This is a genomic window from Alteromonas sp. ABE4_545 (assembly GCF_056161325.1).
On sequence record NZ_JBSWYY010000002.1, the window covers coordinates 292,215 to 318,886 of the forward strand.

General features: G+C 47.0%; 27 protein-coding genes. 14 read left to right on the forward strand and 13 right to left on the reverse strand.

Annotated features, from left to right (window positions below):
- The first annotated feature begins 6 nt into the window (after positions 1-6).
- Both ACXAH6_RS03720 and ACXAH6_RS03725 read left to right on the forward strand, forming a co-directional pair.
- The gene (locus ACXAH6_RS03720; RefSeq protein WP_474875291.1) at positions 7-1,455 is read left to right on the forward strand and encodes an aldehyde dehydrogenase family protein; all 1,449 of its coding nucleotides are present in this window, start codon (positions 7-9) and stop codon (positions 1,453-1,455) included.
- A complete protein-coding gene (locus ACXAH6_RS03725) occupies positions 1,439-1,903 on the forward strand; it encodes a PaaI family thioesterase (RefSeq protein WP_474875292.1) in 465 nt (154 codons plus the stop codon). Before ACXAH6_RS03720 ends, ACXAH6_RS03725 begins: the two co-directional genes overlap by 17 nt.
- A gap of 7 nt (positions 1,904-1,910) precedes the next feature.
- Here the strand turns inward: ACXAH6_RS03725 and ACXAH6_RS03730 are convergent, their stop codons facing one another.
- Positions 1,911-2,666: an SDR family NAD(P)-dependent oxidoreductase gene (locus ACXAH6_RS03730; protein WP_474875293.1), complete on the reverse strand. Its 756-nt coding sequence runs from the start codon at positions 2,664-2,666 to the stop codon at positions 1,911-1,913.
- Between the two features lie 120 nt (positions 2,667-2,786).
- Between ACXAH6_RS03730 and ACXAH6_RS03735 the strand changes: the two genes are divergently transcribed.
- Positions 2,787-3,713: a LysR family transcriptional regulator gene (locus ACXAH6_RS03735; RefSeq protein ID WP_474875294.1), complete on the forward strand. Its 927-nt coding sequence runs from the start codon at positions 2,787-2,789 to the stop codon at positions 3,711-3,713.
- Positions 3,714-3,871: 158 nt separating this feature from the next.
- Positions 3,872-4,687: a siderophore-interacting protein gene (locus tag ACXAH6_RS03740; RefSeq protein WP_474875295.1), complete on the forward strand. Its 816-nt coding sequence runs from the start codon at positions 3,872-3,874 to the stop codon at positions 4,685-4,687.
- A gap of 39 nt (positions 4,688-4,726) precedes the next feature.
- On the opposite strand, the gene ACXAH6_RS03745 is transcribed toward ACXAH6_RS03740, so the two are convergent.
- Entirely contained in the window at positions 4,727-5,524 is a 798-nt protein-coding gene (locus tag ACXAH6_RS03745; RefSeq protein WP_474875296.1) for an IclR family transcriptional regulator, read from the reverse strand.
- Positions 5,525-5,752: 228 nt separating this feature from the next.
- Between ACXAH6_RS03745 and ACXAH6_RS03750 the strand changes: the two genes are divergently transcribed.
- Positions 5,753-7,663 carry a hypothetical protein gene (locus tag ACXAH6_RS03750; protein WP_474875297.1) on the forward strand — a complete coding sequence of 637 codons (1,911 nt, stop codon included), beginning with the start codon at positions 5,753-5,755 and terminating at the stop codon, positions 7,661-7,663.
- Positions 7,664-7,668: 5 nt separating this feature from the next.
- On the opposite strand, the gene ACXAH6_RS03755 is transcribed toward ACXAH6_RS03750, so the two are convergent.
- The 8 genes from ACXAH6_RS03755 to ACXAH6_RS03790 all read right to left on the reverse strand — a co-directional run bounded on the left by ACXAH6_RS03755 (position 7,669) and on the right by ACXAH6_RS03790 (position 15,761).
- Complete coding sequence (locus tag ACXAH6_RS03755; protein WP_474875298.1) at positions 7,669-8,877, reverse strand: 3-oxoadipyl-CoA thiolase; 1,209 nt, start codon at positions 8,875-8,877, stop codon at positions 7,669-7,671.
- 27 nt (positions 8,878-8,904) lie between these two features.
- A complete protein-coding gene (locus tag ACXAH6_RS03760) occupies positions 8,905-9,111 on the reverse strand; it encodes a 3-hydroxyacyl-CoA dehydrogenase family protein (protein ID WP_474875299.1) in 207 nt (68 codons plus the stop codon).
- On the reverse strand, positions 9,104-9,256 hold the full coding sequence (locus ACXAH6_RS03765) for a 3-hydroxyacyl-CoA dehydrogenase NAD-binding domain-containing protein (protein WP_474875300.1): 153 nt from the start codon (positions 9,254-9,256) through the stop codon (positions 9,104-9,106). The genes ACXAH6_RS03760 and ACXAH6_RS03765 overlap by 8 nt, the downstream gene beginning before the upstream one ends.
- Positions 9,257-9,262: 6 nt before the next feature.
- Complete coding sequence (locus ACXAH6_RS03770) at positions 9,263-10,909, reverse strand: electron transfer flavoprotein-ubiquinone oxidoreductase (protein WP_474875301.1); 1,647 nt, start codon at positions 10,907-10,909, stop codon at positions 9,263-9,265.
- Positions 10,910-11,009: 100 nt separating this feature from the next.
- Complete coding sequence (locus ACXAH6_RS03775; RefSeq protein ID WP_474875302.1) at positions 11,010-12,134, reverse strand: acyl-CoA dehydrogenase family protein; 1,125 nt, start codon at positions 12,132-12,134, stop codon at positions 11,010-11,012.
- 12 nt (positions 12,135-12,146) lie between these two features.
- Positions 12,147-13,343, reverse strand: a complete 1,197-nt coding sequence (locus ACXAH6_RS03780) for an acyl-CoA dehydrogenase family protein (protein ID WP_474875303.1) — start codon at positions 13,341-13,343, stop codon at positions 12,147-12,149.
- A 98-nt stretch (positions 13,344-13,441) separates the two neighbouring features.
- Positions 13,442-14,698 carry an acyl-CoA dehydrogenase family protein gene (locus ACXAH6_RS03785; protein ID WP_474875304.1) on the reverse strand — a complete coding sequence of 419 codons (1,257 nt, stop codon included), beginning with the start codon at positions 14,696-14,698 and terminating at the stop codon, positions 13,442-13,444.
- A 10-nt stretch (positions 14,699-14,708) separates the two neighbouring features.
- Positions 14,709-15,761, reverse strand: a complete 1,053-nt coding sequence (locus ACXAH6_RS03790; RefSeq protein WP_474875305.1) for an alcohol dehydrogenase — start codon at positions 15,759-15,761, stop codon at positions 14,709-14,711.
- A gap of 177 nt (positions 15,762-15,938) precedes the next feature.
- Between ACXAH6_RS03790 and ACXAH6_RS03795 the strand changes: the two genes are divergently transcribed.
- From ACXAH6_RS03795 to ACXAH6_RS03815, 5 genes are all read left to right on the forward strand, one after another.
- Entirely contained in the window at positions 15,939-16,901 is a 963-nt protein-coding gene (locus tag ACXAH6_RS03795) for an alpha/beta fold hydrolase (RefSeq protein WP_474875306.1), read from the forward strand.
- Positions 16,891-17,232 (forward strand): TfoX/Sxy family protein, encoded by a 342-nt coding sequence (locus ACXAH6_RS03800; RefSeq protein WP_474875307.1) that lies wholly within the window; start codon positions 16,891-16,893, stop codon positions 17,230-17,232. Before ACXAH6_RS03795 ends, ACXAH6_RS03800 begins: the two co-directional genes overlap by 11 nt.
- Before the next feature lie 118 nt (positions 17,233-17,350).
- The gene (locus ACXAH6_RS03805) at positions 17,351-17,737 is read left to right on the forward strand and encodes a BlaI/MecI/CopY family transcriptional regulator (protein ID WP_474875308.1); all 387 of its coding nucleotides are present in this window, start codon (positions 17,351-17,353) and stop codon (positions 17,735-17,737) included.
- A complete protein-coding gene (locus tag ACXAH6_RS03810) occupies positions 17,730-18,938 on the forward strand; it encodes a M56 family metallopeptidase (protein WP_474875309.1) in 1,209 nt (402 codons plus the stop codon). The genes ACXAH6_RS03805 and ACXAH6_RS03810 overlap by 8 nt, the downstream gene beginning before the upstream one ends.
- 106 nt (positions 18,939-19,044) lie before the next feature.
- Complete coding sequence (locus ACXAH6_RS03815) at positions 19,045-19,554, forward strand: hypothetical protein (protein WP_474875310.1); 510 nt, start codon at positions 19,045-19,047, stop codon at positions 19,552-19,554.
- Between the two features lie 4 nt (positions 19,555-19,558).
- Here the strand turns inward: ACXAH6_RS03815 and ACXAH6_RS03820 are convergent, their stop codons facing one another.
- The 3 genes from ACXAH6_RS03820 to ACXAH6_RS03830 all read right to left on the reverse strand — a co-directional run bounded on the left by ACXAH6_RS03820 (position 19,559) and on the right by ACXAH6_RS03830 (position 21,154).
- Positions 19,559-20,029: a hypothetical protein gene (locus ACXAH6_RS03820; protein WP_474875311.1), complete on the reverse strand. Its 471-nt coding sequence runs from the start codon at positions 20,027-20,029 to the stop codon at positions 19,559-19,561.
- A 170-nt stretch (positions 20,030-20,199) separates the two neighbouring features.
- A complete protein-coding gene (locus ACXAH6_RS03825) occupies positions 20,200-20,763 on the reverse strand; it encodes a CBS domain-containing protein (RefSeq protein WP_474875312.1) in 564 nt (187 codons plus the stop codon).
- A gap of 76 nt (positions 20,764-20,839) precedes the next feature.
- A complete protein-coding gene (locus ACXAH6_RS03830; RefSeq protein WP_474875313.1) occupies positions 20,840-21,154 on the reverse strand; it encodes a hypothetical protein in 315 nt (104 codons plus the stop codon).
- Positions 21,155-21,423: 269 nt separating this feature from the next.
- On the opposite strand from ACXAH6_RS03830, the gene ACXAH6_RS03835 reads away from it, so the two are divergent.
- From ACXAH6_RS03835 to ACXAH6_RS03850, 4 genes are all read left to right on the forward strand, one after another.
- Positions 21,424-21,963, forward strand: coding sequence for a cytochrome b (locus ACXAH6_RS03835; RefSeq protein WP_474875314.1), 540 nt, complete (start codon positions 21,424-21,426; stop codon positions 21,961-21,963).
- Between the two features lie 16 nt (positions 21,964-21,979).
- Positions 21,980-22,546, forward strand: a complete 567-nt coding sequence (locus ACXAH6_RS03840) for a YceI family protein (protein ID WP_474875315.1) — start codon at positions 21,980-21,982, stop codon at positions 22,544-22,546.
- A gap of 189 nt (positions 22,547-22,735) precedes the next feature.
- A complete protein-coding gene (locus ACXAH6_RS03845) occupies positions 22,736-25,144 on the forward strand; it encodes a TonB-dependent receptor (RefSeq protein ID WP_474875316.1) in 2,409 nt (802 codons plus the stop codon).
- Between the two features lie 176 nt (positions 25,145-25,320).
- Positions 25,321-26,670 (forward strand): 8-oxoguanine deaminase, encoded by a 1,350-nt coding sequence (locus ACXAH6_RS03850; protein WP_474875317.1) that lies wholly within the window; start codon positions 25,321-25,323, stop codon positions 26,668-26,670.
- The last annotated feature ends 2 nt before the right edge of the window (positions 26,671-26,672 follow it).

Genomic DNA, 26,672 nt, shown 5'->3' on the forward strand with positions numbered 1-26,672 from the left:
CTTATTATGAATACACAATGCACTGAGTTTTACATTAACGGGAAATGGCAAACGCCATGTTCAACCGAGCAACGCGAGTTAATTAACCCAGCCAATGAAAAGCCTTACGGTGTAATTGCCATGGGCAATGATAACGATATTAATCTTGCTGTCGCCGCTGCAAAGGACGCTTTTCCGACATGGTCTGCCACACCCGTATCCACGCGTATTAAATTGCTTGAAAACATTATCGCCACCTACAAAAAGTATTACGCTGAAGTGGTACAGGCTATTACGTTAGAAATGGGCGCGCCTGTGACCTTATCCTCAGACGTGCAAGCTGCCATGGGGATTGGGCATTTTTCATCAACGCTTAAGGTATTGAGCGAATTTGAGTTCGAGAGCGCAAAAGGCTCTACGCTTATTCGCAAAGAACCCATCGGCGTGGTGGGTTTGATCACACCTTGGAACTGGCCCATGAATCAGGTGGTATGTAAGGTTGCTCCTGCACTTGCTGCGGGCTGTACCATTGTGCTCAAGCCTAGTCAGGAGTCACCGCTGAGCGCCATGTTACTGGCTCGTATTATGGACGAAGCCGGTGTTCCTGCTGGTGTGTTTAATTTAGTTCAAGGGTCGGGAAGTAAAATTGGTCATGCACTAAGCTCTCACCCAGACGTTGATATGGTGTCATTTACAGGTTCAACCCAAGCAGGGGCGCAAGTGAGTACATCGGCCGCTCCAACAATTAAGCGTGTATCGTTAGAGCTGGGTGGTAAATCTGCCAATATTTTACTCGACGATGCAGATTTACCTCGCGCGGTAAAAAGCGGTATTCAATCTGTGTTTGCTAATTCAGGCCAAACCTGCACTGCGCCAACCCGCATGTTAGTGCCTAGTTCCCACTACGCTGAAGTGATTGAGATTGCCAAACAGGTAGGAGAAGCAGCACAAACAGGCGTTGGCCACCCAGATAATCGCGACACCAAGATAGGGCCTGTTGCCAACCAACGTCAGTTTGAAAAAATCCAGTCGATGATTGCCCAAGGCATTGATGAAGGTGCCACCTTATTATCTGGCGGTTTGGGGAAACCCGACGGTTTAGAAGAAGGATTTTATGTCAAACCCACTATCTTTGTTGATGTAGACAACAAAATGCAGATTGCCCAAGAAGAAATTTTTGGCCCAGTATTGTGCATTCTCAGTTATCAAGACGAAGACGACGCTATCCGTATTGCCAATGACAGCCCTTATGGTTTGTCTGGCTATGTGTCGTCGGCTTCAGTAGAGCGGGCCAATCAAGTCGCGGCGCGTATGCGTACCGGCATGGTTCATATCAATGGCGCCAAACCCGACTTATTCGCGCCTTTTGGTGGTTATAAACAGTCTGGTAATGGCAGGGAGTGGGGCGAGTTTGGTTTAGAGGACTTCCTCGAAACCAAAGCGGTGCTAGGAGGTGTGAATGCCAACAACGGATAACTCAACACTAACCGCTGCAGAGATGTTAGAACGGGCAGGTTACCATGCGTTACTGGGCTACCAAAAAGTCGCCTGGACCCATGATATGACAGAAATTATCCTGCCTCTTGCCCCTCATCATTTAAATTTAGGCGGCGTAGTTCACGGCGGTGTATTAGCAAGCTTGTTGGATATCTGCTGCGCTCAATCTGGCACTTTTTGCGAAGATCCGTATCGCATAAAAAAAGCCATCACTCTATCACTGACCACTACATTTACCGGGCAAGCCACCAGCGGAACTTTACGTGCTATAGGTAAAGTTAAAGCCCGTGGCAGTCGTATTTACAACGCCACCGGCGAAGTGTTTGATGATAAAGGCAACCTACTCGCCTTTGGTGAAGGTACTTTCCGATTGCGCAGTTCCAGTGTGGGGAGCGACGGCGAACCGTTACACTCCCTCAATATTTGAACGTGCGTTAAACAAACATACCGCCCGACGCTTCAATTCGCTGTGCATTCACCCAACGCGAGGCGTCGGTCATTAAAAACGCAATCGCGCCACCAATGTCATCAGGTACACCTGCTCGTCCTAGCGCAGTCACCGACGCAATGAGTTGATTAACCTGCTTGTTGTCGCGCACTTCACCGCCTCTAAAATCGGTTTCAATCGCGCCTGGCGCTAAGGTGTTCACGCGAATGCCTTGGCTACCAAACTCTTTCGCCATATATCGCGTCATCACTTCTACAGCCCCCTTCATCATGGCGTAAGCGCTGTATCCGGGAAAACTGAAGCGCGCTAAACCACTCGAAATATTCACAATACTGCTGCCTTCGGAAAATAAGGGCAACAAGGCTTGAGTAAGAAAATAGCTGCCTTTTACATGCACTCGGTAGAGTTCATCAAAAACCTCTTCCTCCATATCAGCAACCAGATGATTCATACCCATGCCTGCATTATTCACCAAGCCGTGTAACTGCGTAGTATCAAAACGCGTGGCTAACAGAGTTTGTAGCTCTTGAGCAAAGGCGCCGAATGCATTAGCAATCCCCACATCCAGTACCATTGCCTCGGCCTTTTGGCCGATATTGCGAATTTCCTCAACCACTTTCAACGCCGCCTGTTCGTTGGCTTGATAAGTAATAACAACATCAAAACCTTGTTTAGCCAACGCCAATGCGGTGTTCGCCCCTAAGCCTCGACTGCCCCCTGTCACTAACACTACTTGATTCATGATTTGTCTCACTTTTTGCTGATTGAAAACACGACAACAAGAGTAGTGAACACATTAGCTTAGATAAACACGCCAAATCCGCTATGATTGTTTGGAATTAACGAACAATAGGCAGTCACAATGGATAAGTTTACCGCAATGACACGTTTTATCGCCGTTGCGCAATCAGGCAGTTTCACCCGGGCTGCGGAGCAATTGGGCCTGCCTAAATCCAGCGTATCTGAAGCGGTACAGCAGCTAGAAAAACAGCTGGGTATACGCCTATTTCATCGCAGTACCCGGCGTATTTCTCTTACTTCTGATGGCGAACACTACCTACGGGCTAGTCGCGACATTCTGGCCGAAATCGACGCATTGGAAAGCCATTACCAGCATCAACAAACCAAGTTAGCGGGAGAACTACGCCTTGATATGCCGAGTCGTTTCGCCAGTACTTTGGTGATCCCAGCACTAGCAGATTGGTTTAACCGATATCCCAATATCAAACTCAAAATTAGTCACGCCGATTACCGCATAGATCCTGTCAAAGAGGGGGTCGACGCTGTAGTTAGAGTCGGACAAGTGCAAGACAGTAATTTGTTGATGAAACCCTTAACCCGTTATCGCATTGTCAACTGTGTCAGTCAGAGCTATGTAGACCAATATGGCCTCCCCGACACATTGGACAGTTTGTCGCGCCATAAACTCATCGATTATTTACCGAATATGCAAAGCCAAACTGCGTATTTTGAGTATGAAGAACACGGACAAGAAAAGCGCCTCGCTATGAAGAGTGACTTAACCGTTAGTGGCACAGACAACTATTTACAAGCATGCTTGCACGGGTTGGGCATCGCGCAAATTCCGCTTATTGGTATCGAGCCTTATTTGCGCTCAGGAGAGTTAGTGAGTTTTCTCAGCGAGTATGAAGCTGCACCTATGGCTGTCTCTTTGCTATACCCTTCAAGAAAGCAAACCAATCAACGCCTGAGTGTATTTATTGACTGGTTAGAGACATTACTTCAACAACGAAACCGTATGTTGTCTGATCGTGAGAAACACATTTAATCCCATAGAATCGATAAATAGTCTCATTAAAAACCAAATACATTCTACTGAATAGAATAATTGGGGATTCATTATCTTATTTTAGGAATTTTATTTGATAATAATTATCATTTAAAATTTATCGTGAATATTAAATGAAAAGAGAAAAAGGTGAGACTATGAATCAAGTCAACACCGCGCCCCAACGAGGCGCAAAAGGTAAAATCAATCCTAGATTAGTCACCATTGTCAGCAAAGAACAACGCTCACCCAATATGCAACGCCTGACACTGAGTGGTGACGCCCTCGAAGACTTCCCAGACATAAAGCCTGGTGCGTACATCAAATTTATGTTTAATCATTACGGCGAACCACTCACCGCGAAACCCGATGATGATAACCCCATTCTATTGCGAACTTATACGGTGCGTGAGTATACCAAAGCGACCCGCACGCTCGTGGTGGATATGGTTTTACACGGCGAAGGTGCCGAGGCCGGCCCGGCTTCCCATTGGGCACAAACGGCTAAGCCGGGTGACAGTATTCTATTAGGTGGTCCAGGCGGTTCAAAACCACTGACAAGTGAATATGACTGGGTATTATTCGCCGGTGATATGACATCAACACCTGCAATTGCCAGCTATTTAGAAACCTTGCCAGCACACACCCAAGGTCATGTTGTTTTGTCGGTGCTGACCGCCGACGACGCCATTGAGTACACCAAACCAGAAGGCGTGAAAATCCACTATGCGATTGAAGATGAGGGTCAGAATCTAGTGGATGTGGTAAAAGCGGTACCTTGGCAACAAGGTACACCCGGAGTGTGGGCGGCGTGTGAATTCTCATCGATGCGAGCTTTGCGCACCTACTTCACCCAAGAGCGCGATGTGGCGAGAGACAAACTATATATCAGCAGCTATTGGCGCGAAGGGCGTTCGGAAGATCAACACAAAATAGACAAACGCAAAGACATGGAAGCCTTTGAAGGCTCCTAATAATCAATAAGGGGCGAGTAGCCCCTTATTAGAGATGGTTTACACCCCTGTCGCCACGATATCACGGGCAACATGCACCAACTGATGCCCCAGAGTCGAACTAGCAAGCTCTTCGCTTACCAAGTAAGCAGGGCCACCACAGTTTAGAGCTAATACACGCCCATCTTGCAGTTGCAGTGGCACACCCACACTGTTCACGGCACGATCCCATTCACCTAAAGACGTGACAAAGCCGAACTCTTCATATTGCGCCAAGGCTTTATCAATACCCGCTTTGATACTTTCCCAACGAGACGCTTCAGTGCGTTCCTGAATTTCTTTCAGCACAATGTCGCGTTCGTCTTGTGGCAAACCGACCAAATAGGCGCGACCCGCAGCAGAAGTGGCGATCGGCAGGCTTGAACCCACTTCCATGCGCAGAGCCTGAGAGTCATCACCACGGCAATTCTCCACGTACAACATCGACAAGCGTTCACGAATCGTTAGCCCAACTGATAAATTCGCTCGTGTAGCAAATTTTTCCATAATGGGTTTTGCTATGCGCCGTACTTGCAGGTTAGACGTGTAAGCATAACCCAGCGCTAGCACGCCTGAATCAAGCTGATACTTTTCCAGCTGTGTTGAATAAGACAAATACCCTAATTGGCTGAGGGTATAGGTCATACGAGAAATCGTCGGTTTAGGCAGGCCTGTGATCTTGGCAATTTCCTGATTGCCTAATACTCCCCCTTGTTGGCTAAATGCACGCAGTACATCTAAGCCTCGGGCAAGTGCTTCCACAAACTTACGGTCTTTTTCTTCGGGCTTTTTTCTGGGTAAATCGAAAATATCATTCATAACAGTTGTGGTTTGTATTGTTGATTTTTAATACAGCTGTTTCACACAGTGGAATATAACTTTCAATCTACACATATTCGCTGGTTTTGTACACCAGCAGACATCAAAAGGAAAAGAAAGTCCCCTTTCCAGCTCGAATAAAAGCCTCACCTAAAAACGTCAATTTGCATTTATACCATTGATCAGGTTAGGATTATTCGTTCACATTAAACAAATGGAAGTGTTGTAATGTCGGGAGTATTTAAGGGTGCGTCGCTACTCATCGGTTTAGTAGTCTTAGCCGCTATTGTCGCTTTATTGGTCTATGATCCCAAAGAGTCGTCTACAGTGTTATCTGTTAAAGAGGCAAATGATGCCTCCTCCAAAAGCAATACTGATGCGGCTAATCCCAACTCATCAGAAGCTAAACCCTCCTTTGATTGGACGCCAATACCTACTAATTCATTGACTAATGCTGAATGCCTAGATCTCGAACAACAAGTCCAGAGGCAGTGGTCAGCGAAAGTTGATGATGCAAATCGCATTGCCAATCAAGCCTATTTTCTAGGGGAAGATAAACATAAAATTGCCAATTCATTATGGCAACAAACCACTTGGTATGACGCCCGTAAGTGGTATCAACGAGTAAAATACTACGAAGCAGTAAAACAGCACCTGGCTAGTTTACGTCAATTTGCTTTACCGAGAGACTTTTCTGAATCTTTTGAAAACTTTGAAACTCGAGATAAAACCGCTGGTGATATCAAAGAAATACCAGACTTTTCTAAAAAAATCAGTGGAGTATGGTCTTTTATTGATCTGAAAGGTATTCAACAATCGATTAAAGACCAGGCTTCAGATGAAACAATATTGGCGCAGATAGACTCTGTGTTAGCATCTATCCCAGATGATTTATTATCAAACCTCGAGCTATCGCCAATAGGGCCGATAATCACGTCTGCGGTAAAACTAGAGCGCAATGAAATCGCACTCGCATTAATGTCTCGTTATCCATCTCTGACTGTGCAAGAAAACGAGTATGACAATCAGTTCGCAAAACAATTATTGGATGCGCTCTACCTGCAACTCTATGGAAACAAGCAAACACCTTCTATCGCATCACTTGTTGCTTATCTCAATCAAAGTAGCGAACCATTCGTTTTTTTCAAACTTCCATTCTATATGAGTCGTTTAAGAGTAGAGCAAAGCCTTCAGCTGCTAGAAAAAACCAACACACCTGTGCAATATCAAATTATCAACGACATAGAGCCACCGAGTTCTGAATTATCGTTGCCTTATAGCACTTCTGATTTTGAAACGAGCTCGGCGCAATACAAGCAATGTCAAAGTCGAGAATTGTGGCTTGAATCTAGACAAAAGCCTGTCTCGGAGTGGCAATCATATGAAGAATCGGATTTTGTTTCTCAAATCAAACAATCCTACGAATATCAGTACTGTATGACTGCCCCAGATACGTCATCACTACTCAACCGGATGCAGAAAGTCAAGAAAGTGGTCAGTGACCTATCTAAGCAAATTTCATTCGATATCACGGAAATCCAAGACTTAAATCTATCAGAACTGGACATTCCAGAACTGACCAAAGATGAAAGAGCTGTGGTCATATTAGCGTTGACAAGAGGCTTGATGGATACGAACAGTTTGTCGAATGAAGAAATTACGGCGCTATTGTCTGACGCCAGCTTGGTACCACAGCCAGATAGCTTCGAAATAAAGAAGCAGTTCCTTATTTCAGAGGTAGCTGATGTGTGGATGAATCATATGCCTCTAACGCCTGACGAGAATGATTACCGAATACTGAACGACATCGCTAAAACAGGTAATTTTCAGCGATATCAAGCGGTAAAAGAGCTTCTCAATATTGATGAACACCCTCAACTTGATCCGCTTTATTTTTTCATTCAAGGCTTCGGTAGGTTTCACTTAAATGGTGGTCAAGTACTGCACTTCACACCCGCTGATAATCAAGGTTTTATTGAATACTTTCAAGCAGAAGGTGTTCAACTAGCTCCTCATCATATGCGCGCACTTTTCAACAAAAAGCTCACGTCTGAATGGAATTATGAGGAATTAGTTAAACAATTCCCGTTGATGCAAGTTAGTGATGACGATAATTACTTTGGTGTAATTTGTGATTGAGTTTACTAAGAGGCGCTACGCTCAATCAACACAGCCACACCTTGGCCTAAGCCAATACACAAGCTGACTAAAGCATACCGCCCGCCTGTTGCTTCTAACTGTCGTAATGCAGTGAGCGCAAGGCGGGCGCCAGATGCACCTAGCGGGTGACCAACCGCAATCGCCCCACCATTGGGGTTCACGCGCTTATCGTCGAAAGCGATATCGAGTTGATGCAAGCAGCCCAACACTTGGGTGGCAAAGGCTTCGTTAATTTCAATCACGTCGATATCATGTAAACTCAGGCCGGTACGTTTAAGCACTTTGTGTATGGCATCCACCGGCCCAAGCCCCATCACTCTTGGCTCTACCCCAGCAACCGCAGCGCAAACAATCTTGCCTCGCGGCACCATACCGAATTGCTCTCCAGCAGCTTTTGAGCCCAACAGTAAACTGGCTGCGGCGTCATTCACCCCCGACGCATTACCCGCAGTCACTACACCTTCTGGATTTAATGGTTTGAGCGACGCCAGCTTATCCAATGAGGTGGTAGGTCGAGGATGTTCATCCGCTTCGACTAGTAGAGTTTCGCCTTTACGACCTACCGGCACGCGCACGCCGATGACTTCATCTTCAAAAAATCCCGCATCCTTTGCTTGTGCGTATTTTTGTTGTGAACGATACGCGAACTCATCACTGTGTTGGCGAGAAATGCCCAGCTGTTTTGCCACATTGTCGGCAGTTTGGGGCATGGTATCAGCGCCAAATAAGCTCTCTACTTGCGGATTGGGGAAGCGCGCACCTATGGTGCTGTCGAATACCGTGTGACTCCGACTGAAGGCTTGCTCAGCTTTCGCCATCACAAAAGGCGCGCGAGACATACTCTCAACGCCCCCTGCGATAAACCAATCGCCTTCGTTACAGGTTACAGCTCGGGCGGCTTCAATTAACGCCGACAAGCCACTACCACACAAACGGTTTTGCGTTTGCGCCGCCACGTTAACCGGAATACCTGCAACAAGCGCGGCATGTCTCGCCACGTTACGCGCATCTTCACCCGCTTGGTTTGTACAACCAATCACAATGTCTTCAAGCTTTGCAGGATCTAAAGGCGAACGCGACAATAAAGTACTCATACAGGTGGCCAACAAATCATCAGGTCGGACGGAAGATAAAGCACCACCATAACGACCAATAGGAGTGCGCAAGCCGTCATAAATATAGGCGTTTAACATAAGCGGTTTCCTTTTAATTATTCATGCTTACGCATTGGGTGCGAGGAGTGAAAGGCCCAACAAAGCGCGGCGTTTTAACCACAGTGACGGCCGATATCGCGGGTCGCCGGTTTGCTCAAGCAACCCGGTAAGTAATTTCAGTAGGCGCTGCGGCCCTAACTCATCGCCCCATGCCAAAGGGCCTTTGGGATAACCCAAACCAAGGTTCACAGCAGTATCTATATCATTAGGCATGAATTTGTTCTCGTGCTTGCTCAAGTGCGGCGGGCATTTGATCTAACAAGGTTACCGTTAACCCACTTTGTACTGCGAGTTGGGCAATCCCTCTGCCCATTGCACCTGCGCCCACTACGCCAATATGTGTTATGTCTTTCATCATCACGCCTTACATATTCGGGTAGTTAGGGCCACCACCGCCCTCGGGAACAACCCAAGTGATATTTTGACTGGGGTCTTTAATGTCACAGGTTTTGCAGTGCACACAGTTCTGGCTATTTATCTGTAGTTTCGGCCCGCTTTCCTCTTCCACTATTTCATACACCCCAGCAGGGCAATAACGCTGAGCAGGCTCTTGGTAATCCGGCAAGTTTGTCGCAACAGGAATGCTGGCGTCTTTTAACGTGAGATGACAAGGCTGGTCTTCTTCATGGTTGGTGTTTGATAAAAACACCGAAGACAGTTTGTCGAAACTCAACTTGCCATCGGGTTTAGGGTAGTTAATTGGTTTAGCGTCAGCGGCTTTGTGGAGCTGCGCAAAATCCTGAGTTTTGTCTCGAAGGTGAATGGGCAGCGCGCCGTTAAACCAATTCTGCTCAATGTAGTTAAATGCGCCGCCACCAAGGGTGCCGAACTTGTGCATCGCTGGGCCGTAATTACGACTGCGACGGAGTTCGTCATATAGCCAACTGCCTTCGAAGCGCGCAGTGAAATCGTGAAGCTCAGTGTTTGACTGTTCAGCATTCAGTGCCTCAAGCACGGATTCTGCCGCCAGCATGCCCGACTTCATGGCCGTATGAGAGCCTTTGATTTTAGCGAAGTTTAATGTGCCTGCATCACAGCCGATCAGTAAACCACCGGGGAATGTCATTTTAGGCAAGGCGTTTAACCCGCCCTTGGTAATGGCTCTGGCTCCGTAGGCGACGCGCTTGCCACCATTGAGATATTTGGCAATGTCAGGGTGGTGCTTGAGCTGCTGTAGCTCATCAAAGGGGCTTAAATAAGGGTTTTGATAATTCAAATCGATAATCAAACCCACCATCACTTGGTGATTGTCGCCGTGATATAAAAAGAAGCCACCGCTAGTGCCATCAGATAAGGGCCAGCCTGAACCATGCACCACTAATCCGGGTTGATGAAGCGCTGGGTCGATGTCCCATAACTCTTTAAGGCCGATGCCATAGTGTTGAGGATCACTGTTAGCGTCTAATGAAAACTGCTCGATAAGGCGTTTGCCCAAGTGCCCGCGACTCCCTTCAGCGAATAAAGTGTATTTACCCACCAGCTCCATACCCGGCATATAACCGTCTTTCGGGTTGCCTTCGTGGTCAACGCCCATGTCACCGGTAAGTACGCCTTTTACACTGCCATCGTCGTTGTACAACACATCAGCAGCGGCAAAACCAGGGAAGATTTCAACGCCAATGGCTTCAGCCTGTTCAGCTAACCAACGGCACACATTGCCCAAACTCACGATGTAGTTACCTTCGTTGTGCATGGGCTTGGGAATCAGAAAATTGGGGATTTGGGTCGCGGCCTGCGCATTTTTCAACAATACGACTTCATCTTTGGTGACCGCGGTATTAAGGGGCGCACCCTTTTCTTGCCAATCAGGAATTAATTCATTTAAGGCTTTGGGGTCGAAGATGGCACCGGATAATATGTGCGCGCCCACTTCTGAGCCTTTCTCTATCACGCATACGGCAATATCTTTGCCTTGGTCGTCGGCGTTTTTCTTGAGGTGATAAGCCGCACTAAGACCGGCAGGGCCAGCGCCCACAATCACTACATCAAACTCCATGCATTCTCTGGTCATTGGCAACCTCTGGTTATTTTTTTATTGGCTTTAGGTCAGTATTAAAAGGGCGAAAACGCCGCGCTTTCGTCCTTAAAAGCGCGGACTGAGCAAACCCTTACTACGCGGCTTGTTCGGCTTTAATTAAGGCGTCTAAGTGACAATCGTGAGAGCCAAACAAGGTGTTGATCATGGTGATCCGTTTGAACATGTGGCCCACGTCTAGCTCTTCTGTTACGCCCATACCACCGTGTAATTGCACCGCGGTTTGGCCGACTAAACGCGTCGCACTGCCCATTTTCACTTTTAGCATCGACAGCGCTTTAGCTTGATCTTCGCGGGTCGTATCAGACAGAGCAATGGCGCCGAAATACAACATAGAACGGGCTTGTTCTACTTCAACAAACATATCGACCATGCGGTGCTGCAACACTTGAAAACGCGCAATGGGCACATCAAATTGCTTGCGCACACGGGTGTATTCCACGGTAGCGGCCTGCAGTTTTTCCATTAAGCCTACCGCTTCAGCACACACCGCAATAATGCCGTCATTCACTACCGCATTAATCGCAGCTTGAGCATCATCAGTACTTCCCAACAGCGCATCGTTGCCTAATTCCACGCGATGAAATTCAATATCTGCGGCGCGACCACCATCGTTGGTGGGGTAAGCTTTTATAGTTACACCCGGCGCAGCGGGGTCGACCAAAAACACACTAACATCACCAGTGCTTTGTTTAGCTGCAACCAGCCATTTGTCAGCACTTTGAGCGTGTAGTACCACTTGTTTATTACCCGAAAGAACATAGCCATCACCCGCTGATTCAACGTGCGTGGTAATATCTGCCACATCATTACTGTGAGATTCACAACCCGCGAAAGCTAGCTTCAATTCGCCGCCAGCAATCGCAGGCAACAGGGCTTCTTTTTGCTCGTTTGTGCCCAATCGTTGGATCAGGTTGCCACCTAATACCACGGTTGGAACATAAGGTTCGAGCAATAAGCCTTTACCCAGTGTTTGCATCAGTACCATGATGTCTACCGGTGTGCCGTCGAGGCCGCCGTACTGTTCTTCGAACGGCAAGGCCAGCCAACCGAGTTCAGCGAACAAAGCCCAATTGTCATTGCTGTATCCAAGTTCTGATTCAGCCAACTTTTGGCGCGTCTCAAACCCATAATCATTTTGAACAAACTTGCTCGCGCTATCTTCGAGCATCTGTTGAATATCGTTAAAGGCAAAATCCATCGTCTGCTCCTCCTACACACCAAGCACTTGCTTGGCGATAATGTTTTTCTGAATTTCGTTAGTACCGCCGTAAATGGTTACTTTGCGGTTGTTGTAGTAGTGCGGTGCCGCATTCGGCGCAAAGCGCGGTTCAATACTCACATCCGGAGTATCGGTGTCGTATTGGTCAGGCACAAAAGGTAGGCCGTAAATGCCCGCTAATTCGAGTTGCAACTCGTCAAGCGCTTGCTGCACTTCCGTGCCTTTAATTTTCAGAATGGAGGACTCAGGCCCAGGTGCTTTGCCCGTGCTCACCGACGACAAGACTCGTAGCTCGGTGTATTCCAATGCGGTAAGCTCAATTTCGGTTTGCATCACGCGCTGCATAAAAACGCTATTTTGTTTCAAGCTAGGAATGCCTGCTGGCGGTGTATCGATGAGTTTTTTGATATCGGCCAAACGCTGTTTACTGGAAGCCACGCCGGCAATATTGCTTCGCTCATGAGTAAGCAACACTTTGCCGTAAGTCCAGCCTTTGCCTTCTTCACCAACGAGGTTTTCTACTGGCACGCGTACATCTTCAAAAAACACTTCATTGACTTCGCGACGACCATCAAGGGTGATAATCGGCTTTACCGTAATCCCCGGCGACGCCATATCAATCAATAGAAAGCTGATCCCCTGCTGTTTACGCTCTTCGTCGCTGGTTCTTACTAGGCAGAAAATCCACTCGGCATAGTGACCTAACGTAGTCCAGGTTTTTACCCCATTCACGACGTAGTGATCACCGTCACGTACTGCGCGGGTTTTCAATCCGGCGAGGTCTGAGCCTGCGTTGGGTTCGGAATAACCTTGGCACCACCACACTTTGCTGGCGAGAATATCGGGCAGAAAACGTTGTTTCTGTTCTTCATTACCAAAGGAATAAATGACTGGCCCCACCATGTTAAGGCCAAAAGGTATGATTCGAGGCGCTTTTGCGCGCGCCGCTTCATTAAAGAAGATATAGCGCTGAGTGGCAGACCACCCCGTACCGCCGTATTCCACCGGCCAGTTAACTCCTGCCCAGCCTTTGGCATGTAGCGCTTGTTGATAAAGTACCTGGGAGTCTTTATCCATCCGCAGCCCTTTTTCAATGCGCAGGGTAACCGCTTCAGGCAGCTCATTGTCAAAAAAGGCGCGCACTTCATCACGAAACGCCAGCTCTTGTTCGGTAAAATTAATATTCATCGCTGTTGTATCCTGCATAGCGGGGGAAACGCCCCCGAAACAAACCATTGAAATCAGTATATTGTTTCACTATGCGAAATCAACAAATCAATATTTAGTCATATTAATTCATTTTCGTGATAGTAGTACGGAGACAAATCCTCCCCACGCTCACGGCTTTTGTTTAACTCCAATCGCGCAATTTTGCGCAAGTGCACCTCATCAGGGCCATCGGCATAGCGCAAGGCGCGCCCTTGCGTCCACATATCTGCCAGTGGTAAATCAGGCCCTGTACCCATAGCCCCGAAGGTTTGCATGGCGCGGTCGACAACCGTGGTATGCAAAGTTGGAATTTGGGCTTTGATCAGAGAAATTTCATCAGCAGCGCCTTTGGCACCAACTTGATCGATCTTCCACGCCGCACGCAATACCAACAAGCGTGCCTGATCAATTTCAATACGCGAACGGGCAATCCAATCACTGACAGCACCGTGTTGATACAAAAATTTACCGTTGGTTTTGCGTTCTTGGCTTCGCGATATCATTAATTTCAACGCCAGTTCGGCTTGACCTATGCTGCGCATACAGTGGTGAATACGCCCTGGGCCCAAGCGAGCCTGCGCCATAGCAAAGCCTGCACCTTCCTCTCCGAGCAAATTCGACTTGGGCACGCGTACTTGTTTGAACACCACTTCGCAATGACCGTGGGGGTTGGTGTGATTCATCACCGACAAATTACGCACCACCTCAACGCCCGGAGTGTCTTTCGGGATCAGTATCATGCTCTGCTGTCGATGCACATTAGGGTTGTTTGGGTCGCTTTTCCCCATGAGAATAAACAGCTTGCAGTTAGGGTGAGCAGCATTGGAGATATACCATTTGCGGCCATTCACTAGGTAATGGTCACCTCGATCTTGAATAAGAGTTTGAATATTGGTGGCGTCAGACGAGCCCACATCAGGCTCCGTCATCGCAAAGGAGGAGCGGATCTTGCCGTCGAGCAAGGGGTTCAACCATTGCTCACGCTGCTCAGGCGTGGCAAACATATGCAGCAATTCCATATTGCCCGTATCGGGCGCATTACAGTTAAAGGCCTCGGCGCTCCACGACACTTGCCCCATCATTTCAGCTAATGGCGCATACTCTAAATTGGTGAGCCTAGTTCCCGGCTCATCCTCTTTCAGACCCGGTAGAAACAAGTTCCACAAGCCTTCTTCTCGGGCAAGGGCTTTTAAGTCTTCCATAAAAGAAACAGGGTACTGCCCCTGTTTTACCTCTTTGCTATAGGCTTGGGTGCGAGGCAAAATATATTGGTCGAAAAAATGTTGTAGTTGGTCACGTAGCGCCTCTACGCGCTCACTGTAGGAAAAGTCCATGCTCGACTCCTTACTCAGGCTTTAGTACAACACGGCCGACAATATTGCCGTCGCGCAAATCGGTGAGGGTTTGATGGGCGCAAGACATGGGCTTTTCAGTGATTTTTATTGGCTTGATTTTGCCCTCGTGTACCAGTGCCATCATGGCTTTCATATCTTGCAAACTGCCCACAAAAGAGCCTGAAATTGTCAGTGCTTTGAGTGGTAACATAGGAATAGACAGCGGCATCGCACCACCAAAAAGCCCTACCACCACCATGTGGCCGCCTTTGTTTAGCAAACCCATCGCAAAGCCCGCGCTCTTGTCTGAACCAACAAAATCGACAGCGGCTGCAACGCCACCTTTGGTCACTTTTTGCAACGCTTTAATGGCATCTCTGTCAGTCGGATCAATTACTTCATCGGCCCCTTCTTTTAACGCTAATTCACGTTTTTCTGGGTCGATATCAGCTACGATAATCGTGCAGTCGAGTAGGGCTTTAGCCATTGCTAATCCCGATAGTCCCACGCCGCCAGCGCCTACAATTAATAATTCACGTTGCTGTACAACAGGTTTCACTCGATTAATTGCGCTGAATGCGGTAACACCTGAACAGGCGTAGGTACAAGCAAGCTCTGCTGGCAAATCGCCTAATGGAAACAAGTATTTTTCATCTGGCACCACCACATGACTACTGAAACCACCATCTACGGCAACGCCCAAAGAGCGAGGACGCTGACACAAGTGTTCTTGCTCGGATGCACAAAGTGGGCAAGTGCCACAACCAATCCAAGGATAAACCACATAACGCTCACCGGGTTTTACGTGGGAGACGCCTTCGCCCACGGCAACCACTTCTCCGGCAATCTCGTGACCCAGGGTAAAGGGCAATTGATGGCTACCTCGCATATCAACTTTATGGCCGCCGCCCAAGTCGAAATAGCCCTCCCAAACATGCACGTCACTATGGCACACACCGCAGGCATGGATCCCAATAATCACTTCTCCCGCATTTGGTGTGGGTATGGCATACTCGTGTGAAGATAGCGCTTCACCGTATTGCTCAAATTGTTGACTTTTCACCCTCGGCTCCTCAATTCTTGTGTTGATTGTTGGCGTGAAATCAAAGACACTTTTTTCAACTAGTGAAAATAATGTATCGCAGAGCGGTATAGCCTGAATAATTTTGATATGGAATGTGCGGGTATTCATCGCACTTATTGAAGAAAACGTGTTGTACGTAACAACAGGAGAATCACCATGTTATGGATAGTCATTGTGGTTGGAATGATGATACTCATTCCCTTAGCAGCAGCCGTTTTTAGCGCCAAAACCAACAAAACGCTGGATAAACAATTTCCCGCAATAGGGCAAATCACACCGGTAAAAGGCGGTGAAATTCACTGGGCTGAACAAGGGAATGGGCCAGTAGTCGTACTCATCCACGGCTTGTCTGGTAATCTACAAAACTTTGCTAAACTGGCAAAAACCTTGGCCGAAACTTATCGAGTGATATCAGTGGATCGCCCCGGCAGTGGTTATTCATTGCGACACAAAGGCACGACGGCTGACTTTGATACCCAAGCCGATATGCTCAACGAATGGATGACCAAAATAGGTATTGATAACGCCTTGTTGGTAGGTCATTCCATGGGAGGTGCCATTGCGCTCAATCTCGCCACTCGATACCCCCATGTATGTCGGGCGATTGCCTTGCTGTGCCCATTAGTTGCCCCTGTAGACAAGCCCCCAGGCCCATTGGGAAAACTGTATATTCCCAACCCCTTGCTGCGATATTTTATTACCCATACATTTTCAACACCCGTACGTATGCGTACAAGCGCTGAGATTATGACTGCTATCTTTGCGCCCGATCCCACGCCTGTCGATTTCGCGACAACATACGGCGGCGCTCACTCAATGCACACCCGCAGCTTTGCTGGCGCGGCGGCAGACATATTGACGTCGCAACCCAGTATTAATAAGCAGTACTTGCAATATCACATGATTAAGGTGCCTGTTAGCATTGCTTATGGCGCAGATGATGCCATTTTAGACCCTGCTACCCACATGAATGCTTTGAAGTCTGAATTACCTTCATCGGTACATCACCTTATTCCAAATCGGGGGCATATGATCCCGATTACTGCCGTCGACCAATGCGTAGCTCTTATCGATGACATGGAGCAACGCGCTTCAACGGGGCCGACAAATGGCCTTTGATCTCGAGCTTGCCGAGCGTATTCGAGACGTGTTGGGCCCTCTCCCATATTTAACCGAAAAGCGCATGTTTGGGGGGCTTTGCTTTATGGTATTTGGCAATATGTGCTGCGGTATTATTCGAGAAAACTTGATGGCAAGAGTAGGCGCTGACGCCTACGAACAAGCTTTAACAGAGTCATTTACCTCTGAAATGGACATAACGGGCAAACCCCTAACTGGTTTTGTTATTGTTGATAGCGAAGGCATTGCAGAAACAGAAGACTTACGACAATGGCTTAATCGGTGCCTTGATTTTGCCCTCTCCCTTCCCCCAAAAGCACCAAAAAGCTGAACCGCACATCACAGGCATCCTGCGCTTTCGACGTTGAAAAAATAAACACTTGCAATATATGATTACATATGTAATCTAAATAAAGACTACAACTGTAATCAATATAAGAGTGAGCAAAGTGACAAAGCAAAGACCCGATATTTCTAATGCAGAGTTTGACGTTCTTGATGTGATTTGGGACGACTTCCCCGCAACGGCAAACGACGTGATTGCACGATTAAATCAACGCAAAGAATGGCACGAAAAAACAGTGAAAACACTGCTGGGTCGCTTGGTAAAGAAAGAAGTACTCGGGTTTGAAAAACAACAACGCCAATACCTATACAGCCCGTTAATCGCTCGTGAAGAATACACCAAGAAAGAAGCTAGCAGCTTTGTAAGTCGTCTTTTCAAAGGCAAGATTGCCCCGATGGTGGCGGGCTTTGCTAATCAAAACGCCTTGTCGAAACAAGATGTGGAAGAACTCAAAGCACTCATTCAACAATGGGAAAAAGACAATGATTGATTGGCTGATCCAACAACAGGCCGTGTTGTCTATCACACTGATTTTAACTTTGATTTCAGAGCGCATGCTGACCGAAAAATTAGGCGCAAAGCTCGCTTATCAGCTCTGGCTTTTCGTGCCTTTGGTTTTAGTAGTCAATAACCTACCGCATACCCTATTGCCGGTTGTCTCTGAAAGCTTCACCCGTTATATCGTCAATGTAAGCCCAGTAAAGGAAGTGTCTTCATTAAATCTGTTATTGACTGTGTGGGGAACAGGAGCCGCCATCATTTTTGTTTTTGTGGCATTCCATTATTTTAAATTGTTTACCTCGATTGCCCATACACCGTCTTTTCAATTTGCCGATAAAAACGCTTATACATCGAGTGTTGCCACTACACCCATGCTATTTGGCTTTGCCGCTCCGCGAATTCTGTTACCCATAGGCTTCGAGCGCCAATTTACTGCCTTGCAGCAATCGATGATTTTGGAGCATGAGTATGTGCACTACCAACACCGCGACCACCTGTGGAATTTACTCGCGCTCGTTTTAGCATTGCTATTTTGGTTTAACCCCTTGGTGTGGATGGCCTTGCGCGCATTCAGAATAAACCAAGAGTTAGCCTGCGATGCAAAGGTGCTGCAAAACAAAACCAAAACAGAAAAAGTTCTCTATGCTACGGCGCTTGTGCAGTGCGCTGAGCATTCACTACGTAACATCACGCTGTACCCTACCTTTGGAGATAAATCGACAATGATAAAACGTATTAATTTAATCAAGCAGCCCGTAGCCAAAAGCAAAATGCTTGGCGTCGCCGTGTTAATGCTCGGCAGTGTATTAACCGCCAACACCGCGTTAGCCAATTTAGTTCCACCACCGCCGCCAAAACAAGAAGCAAACCTAGCAGCACCGACCATGCGTGTTGACCCCGTTTACCCGAAAGATGCAGCGAAAAAAGGCATTGAAGGCTCTGTGGTTTTACAATTTGATATTACTGAGAGTGGCGCGACAGACAATATAAAAATTGTCGAGTCATTCCCCAAAGGCACATTTGACGCCAGTGCAATCGACGCTCTGAAAAAATGGCAATACAAACCACGTATTCAAGGCGGTGTAGCTCAACGCCAAACCGCTCTGCTGGTACAACTCGATTTTCGCCTAACCCAAGATGAGCTTCAAGCCAGTACAGGGCATGAAAAAATTAAGGTGTCAGCACAATAAATAGAGAGGGGGCGAAAGCCCCTTATTTGTGAAAAGAATTGTCAAGAACATCGATTCTGGCATGATAGACATACAGTGGTGAGGTGATTGAGAAAAAGGAATTCAAATGAAGTGGTTATTCGGGTTAGCGTTGGTGTTTTTGTGCAGCGCGCACGTCCACGCAATCGAGTGGAAAATTGGTAAACATGTTACTGTTAGCCCAAGCGATGATATGGATGTGACATTTCAGATTTTCGAAGAATTCGATCCTAACGAAGAAGTACTATTGGGTTGGAACGGCGATGTACTTGAGTACATGATGACAGTAGATGAACAGCCATCGGGTTATTCTTCTGAACAATATTGGCAAGGGCTAATTCGAGAATACCAAGCCATGGTGCCCGAGCAAAACTTAACTATTTCACAAGCGCAAAACTTCACTAATGATTACCACGGTCACTCAACATTCAAAGTACTTAGCTGGCAAGAAGATGGTGAGGAATACACCCAACTTATCGGTCTGGTATTAGGGCAAAAATACGCCTATTGGTTTATTGTACAGCCGTGGATGGAATCTGGGCTAGACGAAGTTAAACACGAAACACTTCGCCTGATGCAGTCGGCCGAAATAAAATAACCAGTTAGTAGCTTTCCATCTGCAGTACATCGATGGTATTCAAGGCGTTTTCTACGATGCCTTTATCGAACTTTAAGCCCAACTCGCCAATCCAGGTAGCGGCGTCTTCAACGCTGTCGAAAATTTGATAATGAATATTCAAATCTCGATAAATCTGGTTGATCTGCATGCGTGCAATGGTTTTCACGGTTGATTTACCAACGACAATGGCTACGTGGGTTAGCCCTGCCTGAATAGCAATTTCGATTTTAGATTTGAGCAGGCTTTCTGCATCGGGAACGAACAAGCTTTCGCCGCCGTATAAGACAATGTCTGCCCAGTTCTGACCAAACAACGAGCTCGCTTTTGCAGCGTACTCTTTGCCGAACTCAACAACACATTCTAAATTCCATGGCCCTTTTGCGCCAACAACCACAATATCTTGATTGATGTTAACGGAAAACTCACCATGAATAGTATTTTGTCCTTCAACCATGACAAAACCTCTACACTCTCTCAAACCACTATAAAAGTAGTTGATAGATAGGTATAAGAATATTAGTCAATAGTATGAAAAAGGGCGCTGCCACCCAAGTTAAACAGCGCCAAACAACATATAGCCATAATGGCTATCACACTCAACTGGTAGGGAACAGATTTGAGATTTTACGCCGCAATCACACTAGACAAGGCAGAGAATGAAGGCTGCGCTTGAATGTCTAGTGGAGCACGAAGTACGCGAGCAATATCACTCACACTTATCACACCACGAATTTCATGGTTGTTTCTATCAATCACCAAACAATGCATTTTGCCATTGTCTTTCAGTGTTTCGACAATATCGCCGACGGTGGCACCTGCAAGGTGTTGGTAATCAAAAGATTGCAATGAAGATTTTGGCTGCATGAAGTCCATCACTGTAAGCTCTGAACGAGGCACGCCTGTCTGTACGACTTTTTGAAGCACATGCTGCTCATCAAGGTCAGCCAATGTCACAATGCCACAAAACTGGGCGTTGTAATCCAAAACAATCTTCATTTTCACATGTGACTGTTTCATCAAACGCTCTAGCTCAACGGCTTTCACATGACAGTCAATCACAAGAGGCATATGCTCTTTGAAATCAGTGAATATGCTCATTGCAGGTGAACGAAGGTTGACTGATTCCTCAGCATCTGGCCAAACTAATTTATCTACAGATTCAGTTTTGAATAAAGGTAAAGTATGCATGATGCACTCCTCATAAAACACTTTCTTAGCCTCCGCTGCGTCAGCGTGTGGCAATCAATAAAACAATTAAAAACGTTTAGATTAAGAAGGTGTTGTTAGAGGGCGGACCACGAATGGTATCGCTGCTGTAAACTCGCTGAGTCTCGACAGCAATGTGTTGAACGCAAAGTTCGGTATTGTAGGTTTCGCCAATCGGCGTAACTGAAGTGGTGATGCCGTCTGGTGCATCTTGCTCTTCGTCAGCCACTGCATCCTGTTCAATAACAGTTGCAATTGAATCAAACGCGAGTAACGCACGCTGGCCAGATTTGATGCTAACAGCCATATCTTGCTCACTGGCGCTAGCGGGCACCAGGTTCAGCATAATGACTAATAACAACAAATATCTCATTGAGACGGCTCTCTGTAACGTAATGTTCATATTCAGTATACGAGCGAGAAAAATATTTTGATGCTCGTTTATCTCTAATTTACGCCTACTGAACGGATTTTCAACTGGCTTTAGAGACAAAAAATTCGATTGTACCGATAAATTATTTCGATTAACCCTTGTTTCATTCCAATAAATAGAATCAAACGCTCGAATATATCGACTTTAACCTTTTCTCACCATGTATTACTTTGTACGTATGAAATCAGAAAAGTTCGGTTTATTTCGTCATGGCAAACAACACGCGTAGCCGTTGGCCTTTATCAATTATTGTTATTCATTGGCTCACCGCTCTCTGTGTGGTGGGGTTATTTGCTGTTGGTGTATGGATGGTTGAACTGACCTATTACAGTGAATGGTATCGGGTTGCTCCGCACTGGCATAAAAGCATTGGTTTACTTTTAGCGGCTGTCACCCTGCTACGTATTGGCTTACGCGCCATAAAATCTCGACCGCCGGCCTACGGTACAAAAATGATTATCGCCTTATCACATGTCGGTCATCTCGCTATCTATGTTTTACTTTTAGTCATGTTCGTTAGCGGATACTTAATTTCGACGGCAGACGGGCGCGGTATTGATGTGTTCAATTGGTTTACTTTGCCTAGCATTGGCGAGTTTTTCCCTCGACAAGAAGATATTGCCGGTGAAATTCATGAATACGCGGCTTGGAGCCTAATAGCGCTAGCCGTATTACATAGCCTAGCGGCGATAAAGCATCACATCTTAGATAAAGACAACACCTTGGTTCAAATGATTAAACCTCGTTAAATATAAAGGAGCTTCCATGAAACGTTTAACGCTAGCAGCACTACTTTCTGTGTCAGCTATGGCTGCCAATGCCGCTGACTATGTAATAGATACTCAGGGCGCACACGCCTCTGTAAACTTTAAAATTCAACATCTAGGTTACTCGTGGCTTACGGGGCGCTTCAACGATTTTGGTGGTAAGTTTAGTTACGATCCAGCCAAACCTGAAGCAAGTAAGATTACCGTTACCATAGACACAACAAGCCTAGACTCAAACCATGCTGAACGAGACAAACACCTCAAAGGCGACGAGTTCTTAGCTGTCGAAGACTTCCCAGAGGCAAAATTTGTCAGTACCAAGGTCATCGACAAGGGCGATGGTCAATTAGCCGTACACGGCGATCTCACGTTACACGGCGTGACTAAACCTATCGTTATCGACGCTGAAAAAATTGGCGAAGGCGAAGACCCATGGGGTGGTTACCGCGCAGGTTTTAGCGGAACAACATCAATCGCAATGAAAGACTTCGGTATTGATTATAACCTTGGTCCCGCCTCTACTCATGTGGAGCTAACACTTCACATTGAAGGTGTTAAGCAGTAAAGAGCTAGCCAAGCCATTGGTCTGAGATAGGAAAGGGAGCGGTTGCTCCCTTTTTTACGCCCACAAACACAATAGCGTTTATGTGTAGTACTAAAGTACCATCGATTCCCTCTAGAGGTTGAATACACCTCGATAAGCAAGCCCCCTATATTTTCATAAACAATTTATTAACATAAAGGTTGTTGGAAAATGGGCCGCACACTCCACACACTACAAACCCAAGTATTTATTCTCAGCACCGTTGCCTTGAGTGTTCATCATGCTTTTGCCAATGACGCCGAATACGCACACATGGAAACCGTTACTGTGTATGGCACAACGCCACTCACTGATAACAGCGACCAAATCGAAAGCGCGAGTTATCAAAGGCTTGACAGTAAAGCTCTCGATAGAAGTCAGGGCAATACACTCACCGACATCATGGATGACAAGCTGCTCAATGTCAGTATTAATGACGTACAAAACAACCCGTTCCAACCCGACGTGCAATATCGCGGTTTTACCGCTTCGCCTTTATTGGGTTTACCCCAAGGTCTCTCTGTGTTTTTTAACAATACGCGATTTAATGAGCCCTTCGGCGACACCGTTAATTGGGATTTACTACCCGCGTCTGCATTTTCATCGGTCTCTTTAGTATCTGGCTCTCAACCTGGCTATGGTAGGAACACATTAGGCGGTGCCTTGCTGCTTGAATCAAAAAACGGCTTTAACTTTACCCAACAACAACTCCATCTCAACGCAGGTAACTACGGCCAACAAGGCGTTAATATTGAGACCGGTGGTCATTCAGACAATTGGGCTTACTACGGCAACGTCAATTATTACGAAGAAGATGGATGGCGCGACCACTCTCCCACCGACATATTACAAGGGCTGGGTGTTATCAGTCATAAAACCAACCTGAGTGAAACCCATTTCACCATTGCAGGTAACAACAACACCATGATTGGCAATGGTGCAGTCCCCGTCGATTTAATTCCATATGAAGGCCGAAGCGCTGTTTACACCCAACCAGACCAAACAGAAACCCAGCTATTCCTCATGAGTTTGTCCCATGAACAAACACTCGACAATGACATGGTATTGGCGTTAAACCTTTATTCGCGGAGCAATGAAATTGTGACCTTTAATGGCGACGACAGTGATTACGAGCCGTGTGATCTCAATGGTGCCGTCACGCTTTGTTTCGAAGAAGAAGAAGACGATGATGATGACGATGAACACAACGACACGGATAGCGATACCGACGAAGAAGATGAGTTAGAAGACGCTGAGAATCCTGTTCACTTTGTTGGTCTTGCCGAAGGCGCACCGTTACCAGACGCATGGGCTGATGATGCAGAAGAGCTCGACGGCACCATTAATACGAGCCGCACCAAAAACCGTAGCTACGGACTTACCGCTCAGCTTTCTGGTGAAGCTAACACTGGTTCTTTGCAGCATGCTTGGCAATTTGGTATCGATTGGTCCGACTCCTACACACATTTTTCCAGCGATACCGAATTCGCCATTTTAAGAAACGACACAGCGACAGATGACAGAGGGGTATCTGGCACAGGTCTATACGACAACGATGCCGTGGTTCGCTTAAAAGTAGATACCCGTCATCAGTCGGTTTTCATTTCCGATAATATAGCGCTTAGCCCTGCATGGCAGCTGTCACTTGCGGCGCAATACACGCATGATCACATTCTTATGCGGGACCAAATTGACGAAGGGGAAGGGTCATTAAATGGCGATCATACCTTTGTTCAATTTAACGGCTCAGCCGGTCTGATTTATCAATCTGAATCGATGAATGTACAAATGGGTATTGCTCAATCCAGCCGCACACCTAGCCCAGCTGAGTTGAGCTGCGCCGATGAAGATGACCCTTGCCGCTTGCCCAACGGGTTTGTTGCCGACCCGCCACTAGAACAAGTGGAGGTGACAACGGCATCGATCGACGCCAACTGGTATACGGCTTACGGCAACATCTCTGCGGGCGTATTTCATTCAAAAGTAGCCAACGACATCATCTTCCAACAAGCTGGCGGTCTGCCCTCTCAAGGGTACTTTGTGAATGTAGACGAAACCCGTCGACAAGGCGTAGAGCTCGCATGGCAGTACACCTTTAACGCACTGTCTGTTGGCATTAATGCGAGTTATTTAAAGGCCACGTTCGAATCGCCATTTACGTCTTTTAGCCCACAAAATCCGTTAGGCCCAGATCGCGCAGTACAGCGCGGTGACGATATTCCCGGGCAGCCCAGACAACAAGCGGCTTTATTAGTCAGTTATCAGCTCAATGACCATTGGCGTATAGGCACAGACATTTCCGTGACCTCATCACAGTATTTTCGCGGTGACGAAGCCAATGAGAATCGTCAACTCTCAGGGTATGGTCTGGTCGACTCTTACATAAGTTATAACAGCGGCAATGGCTGGCAAGCGTCTTTACGAATAGAAAACCTATTCAATAAAGCCTTTGATACCTTCGGTACCTACGGTGAGGCCGACGAAGTGTTAGAAGATATATACGACAACATAAATTCAAACGAGTTTATTGGTGTTGGCCGCCCCCGTATGCTCCGCGCCTCTGTTAGCTACACATTTTAACCCTTAGACCCACGCTTGGGGGCTGAGCGAAAACCGTCGTCGGTTTAGCCAGCCCTTTTTTTTCCCTCGCAAATCAACTAGAGTACACAGTGTTGCACCTCGCAACTCCTGGATCAGCAGACAGGACATAACTGAGCTGGCTTTCATCATTTTCTTTTACGCAATGGAGCCAAGTTATGTCGGAAAGACTCTGGATCAAAAACCCTCAAGCTGTATTTACCGCCAACAACCTCGATGCACGAGGCGGTGTCGTTATTCACCAAGGCAAGATAGTCGAACTCATCGCCGCCGGACAAAAGCCTAAAGAACCCGTCGATAGCATTGAAGATGCATCAAACTTGGTTATGCTTCCGGGGCTAGTGAACACTCACCATCACTTTTACCAAACGCTCACAAGGGCATGGGCGCCTGTGGTGAATGAGCCTCTGTTTCCATGGTTAAAAACACTTTACCCCGTTTGGGCTAAACTTACGCCCAGTGCACTATCGTTAGCTTGTGATGTCGCCTTAGCAGAGTTGTTACTCTCTGGCTGTACCACCACAACCGATCATCACTATTTATTCCCAACCGGCATGGAAGACGCCATTGATGTGCAAGTTGACTCCGTCAAACGCATGGGGATGCGCGCGCTACTCACTCGAGGCTCAATGAGTTTGGGCGAAGACGAAGGAGGGCTACCTCCTCGCCACACCGTGCAAACCGGCGACGAAATTCTCAAAGACAGCCAGCGACTCATTAATACTTATCACGAGCGAGGTGACGGAGCGTGGATTCAGATTGCCTTGGCGCCCTGCTCACCGTTTTCTGTCACTCAAGAAATTATGATCGACAGCGCAAAAATGGCCGAGCGCGAAGATGTGCGCTTACACACCCATTTGGCTGAAACGCTCGATGAAGAAGACTTTTGTTTAAAGATGTTCGGTATGCGTACCGTCGACTATCTGGAAAGTGTTGGCTGGCTCAGCAACCGAACTTGGTTAGCTCATGGTATTCATTTTAATGAAGACGAAATAAAACGCCTGGGTCAAGCGGGAACAGGGATATGCCACTGCCCTGTATCGAACATGCGCTTAGCATCAGGCATGTGCCCCACACTCGAACTCATTGAAGCGGGTGCGCCTATTGGCTTGGGGGTAGACGGCTCTGCCTCGAATGATGCATCTAATATGATGTACGAAGCACGACAAGCCTTGTATTTACAACGTCTGAAATACGGTGCAAAAGCGATCACTCCAGAATTGGTGCTAGGATGGGCAACCAAAGGTTCTGCCAGCCTTATTGGCCGTTCAGACATTGGTGAAATTGCGCCGGGGAAACAAGCTGATCTCGCGTTCTTCAAACTCGATGAATTGCGCTTTAGCGGCAGTCATGACCCCATCTCCGCATTACTGCTGTGCGGGGCAGAAAAGGCCGAACAAGTCATGGTGGGAGGAAAATGGCGAGTGAGAGAAGGCCAAATTGTGGGCTTGGATACCCAAGCCCTCATGGCGCGACATCGCGCGGTTGCAGCACAGTTGGTGAGTTAAGC

Bases quoted from the DNA above. Each gene is read 5' to 3' on its own strand.
- ACXAH6_RS03845 (WP_474875316.1), top strand. From the start codon at position 22,736: ATGGGCCGCACACTCCACACACTACAAACCCAAGTATTTATTCTCAGC.
- ACXAH6_RS03735 (WP_474875294.1), top strand. From the start codon at position 2,787: ATGGATAAGTTTACCGCAATGACACGTTTTATCGCCGTTGCGCAATCA.
- ACXAH6_RS03825 (WP_474875312.1), bottom strand. From the start codon at position 20,763: ATGCATACTTTACCTTTATTCAAAACTGAATCTGTAGATAAATTAGTT.
- ACXAH6_RS03785 (WP_474875304.1), bottom strand. From the start codon at position 14,698: ATGGACTTTTCCTACAGTGAGCGCGTAGAGGCGCTACGTGACCAACTA.
- ACXAH6_RS03835 (WP_474875314.1), top strand. From the start codon at position 21,424: ATGGCAAACAACACGCGTAGCCGTTGGCCTTTATCAATTATTGTTATT.
- ACXAH6_RS03720 (WP_474875291.1), top strand. From the start codon at position 7: ATGAATACACAATGCACTGAGTTTTACATTAACGGGAAATGGCAAACG.
- ACXAH6_RS03725 (WP_474875292.1), top strand. From the start codon at position 1,439: ATGCCAACAACGGATAACTCAACACTAACCGCTGCAGAGATGTTAGAA.
- ACXAH6_RS03740 (WP_474875295.1), top strand. From the start codon at position 3,872: ATGAATCAAGTCAACACCGCGCCCCAACGAGGCGCAAAAGGTAAAATC.
- ACXAH6_RS03820 (WP_474875311.1), bottom strand. From the start codon at position 20,029: ATGGTTGAAGGACAAAATACTATTCATGGTGAGTTTTCCGTTAACATC.
- ACXAH6_RS03750 (WP_474875297.1), top strand. From the start codon at position 5,753: ATGTCGGGAGTATTTAAGGGTGCGTCGCTACTCATCGGTTTAGTAGTC.
- ACXAH6_RS03755 (WP_474875298.1), bottom strand. From the start codon at position 8,877: ATGTTAAACGCCTATATTTATGACGGCTTGCGCACTCCTATTGGTCGT.
- ACXAH6_RS03815 (WP_474875310.1), top strand. From the start codon at position 19,045: ATGAAGTGGTTATTCGGGTTAGCGTTGGTGTTTTTGTGCAGCGCGCAC.
- ACXAH6_RS03795 (WP_474875306.1), top strand. From the start codon at position 15,939: ATGTTATGGATAGTCATTGTGGTTGGAATGATGATACTCATTCCCTTA.
- ACXAH6_RS03780 (WP_474875303.1), bottom strand. From the start codon at position 13,343: ATGAATATTAATTTTACCGAACAAGAGCTGGCGTTTCGTGATGAAGTG.
- ACXAH6_RS03775 (WP_474875302.1), bottom strand. From the start codon at position 12,134: ATGGATTTTGCCTTTAACGATATTCAACAGATGCTCGAAGATAGCGCG.
- ACXAH6_RS03840 (WP_474875315.1), top strand. From the start codon at position 21,980: ATGAAACGTTTAACGCTAGCAGCACTACTTTCTGTGTCAGCTATGGCT.
- ACXAH6_RS03810 (WP_474875309.1), top strand. From the start codon at position 17,730: ATGATTGATTGGCTGATCCAACAACAGGCCGTGTTGTCTATCACACTG.
- ACXAH6_RS03760 (WP_474875299.1), bottom strand. From the start codon at position 9,111: ATGCCTAATGATATAGATACTGCTGTGAACCTTGGTTTGGGTTATCCC.
- ACXAH6_RS03730 (WP_474875293.1), bottom strand. From the start codon at position 2,666: ATGAATCAAGTAGTGTTAGTGACAGGGGGCAGTCGAGGCTTAGGGGCG.
- ACXAH6_RS03770 (WP_474875301.1), bottom strand. From the start codon at position 10,909: ATGACCAGAGAATGCATGGAGTTTGATGTAGTGATTGTGGGCGCTGGC.
- ACXAH6_RS03745 (WP_474875296.1), bottom strand. From the start codon at position 5,524: ATGAATGATATTTTCGATTTACCCAGAAAAAAGCCCGAAGAAAAAGAC.
- ACXAH6_RS03850 (WP_474875317.1), top strand. From the start codon at position 25,321: ATGTCGGAAAGACTCTGGATCAAAAACCCTCAAGCTGTATTTACCGCC.
- ACXAH6_RS03830 (WP_474875313.1), bottom strand. From the start codon at position 21,154: ATGAGATATTTGTTGTTATTAGTCATTATGCTGAACCTGGTGCCCGCT.
- ACXAH6_RS03800 (WP_474875307.1), top strand. From the start codon at position 16,891: ATGGCCTTTGATCTCGAGCTTGCCGAGCGTATTCGAGACGTGTTGGGC.
- ACXAH6_RS03765 (WP_474875300.1), bottom strand. From the start codon at position 9,256: ATGATGAAAGACATAACACATATTGGCGTAGTGGGCGCAGGTGCAATG.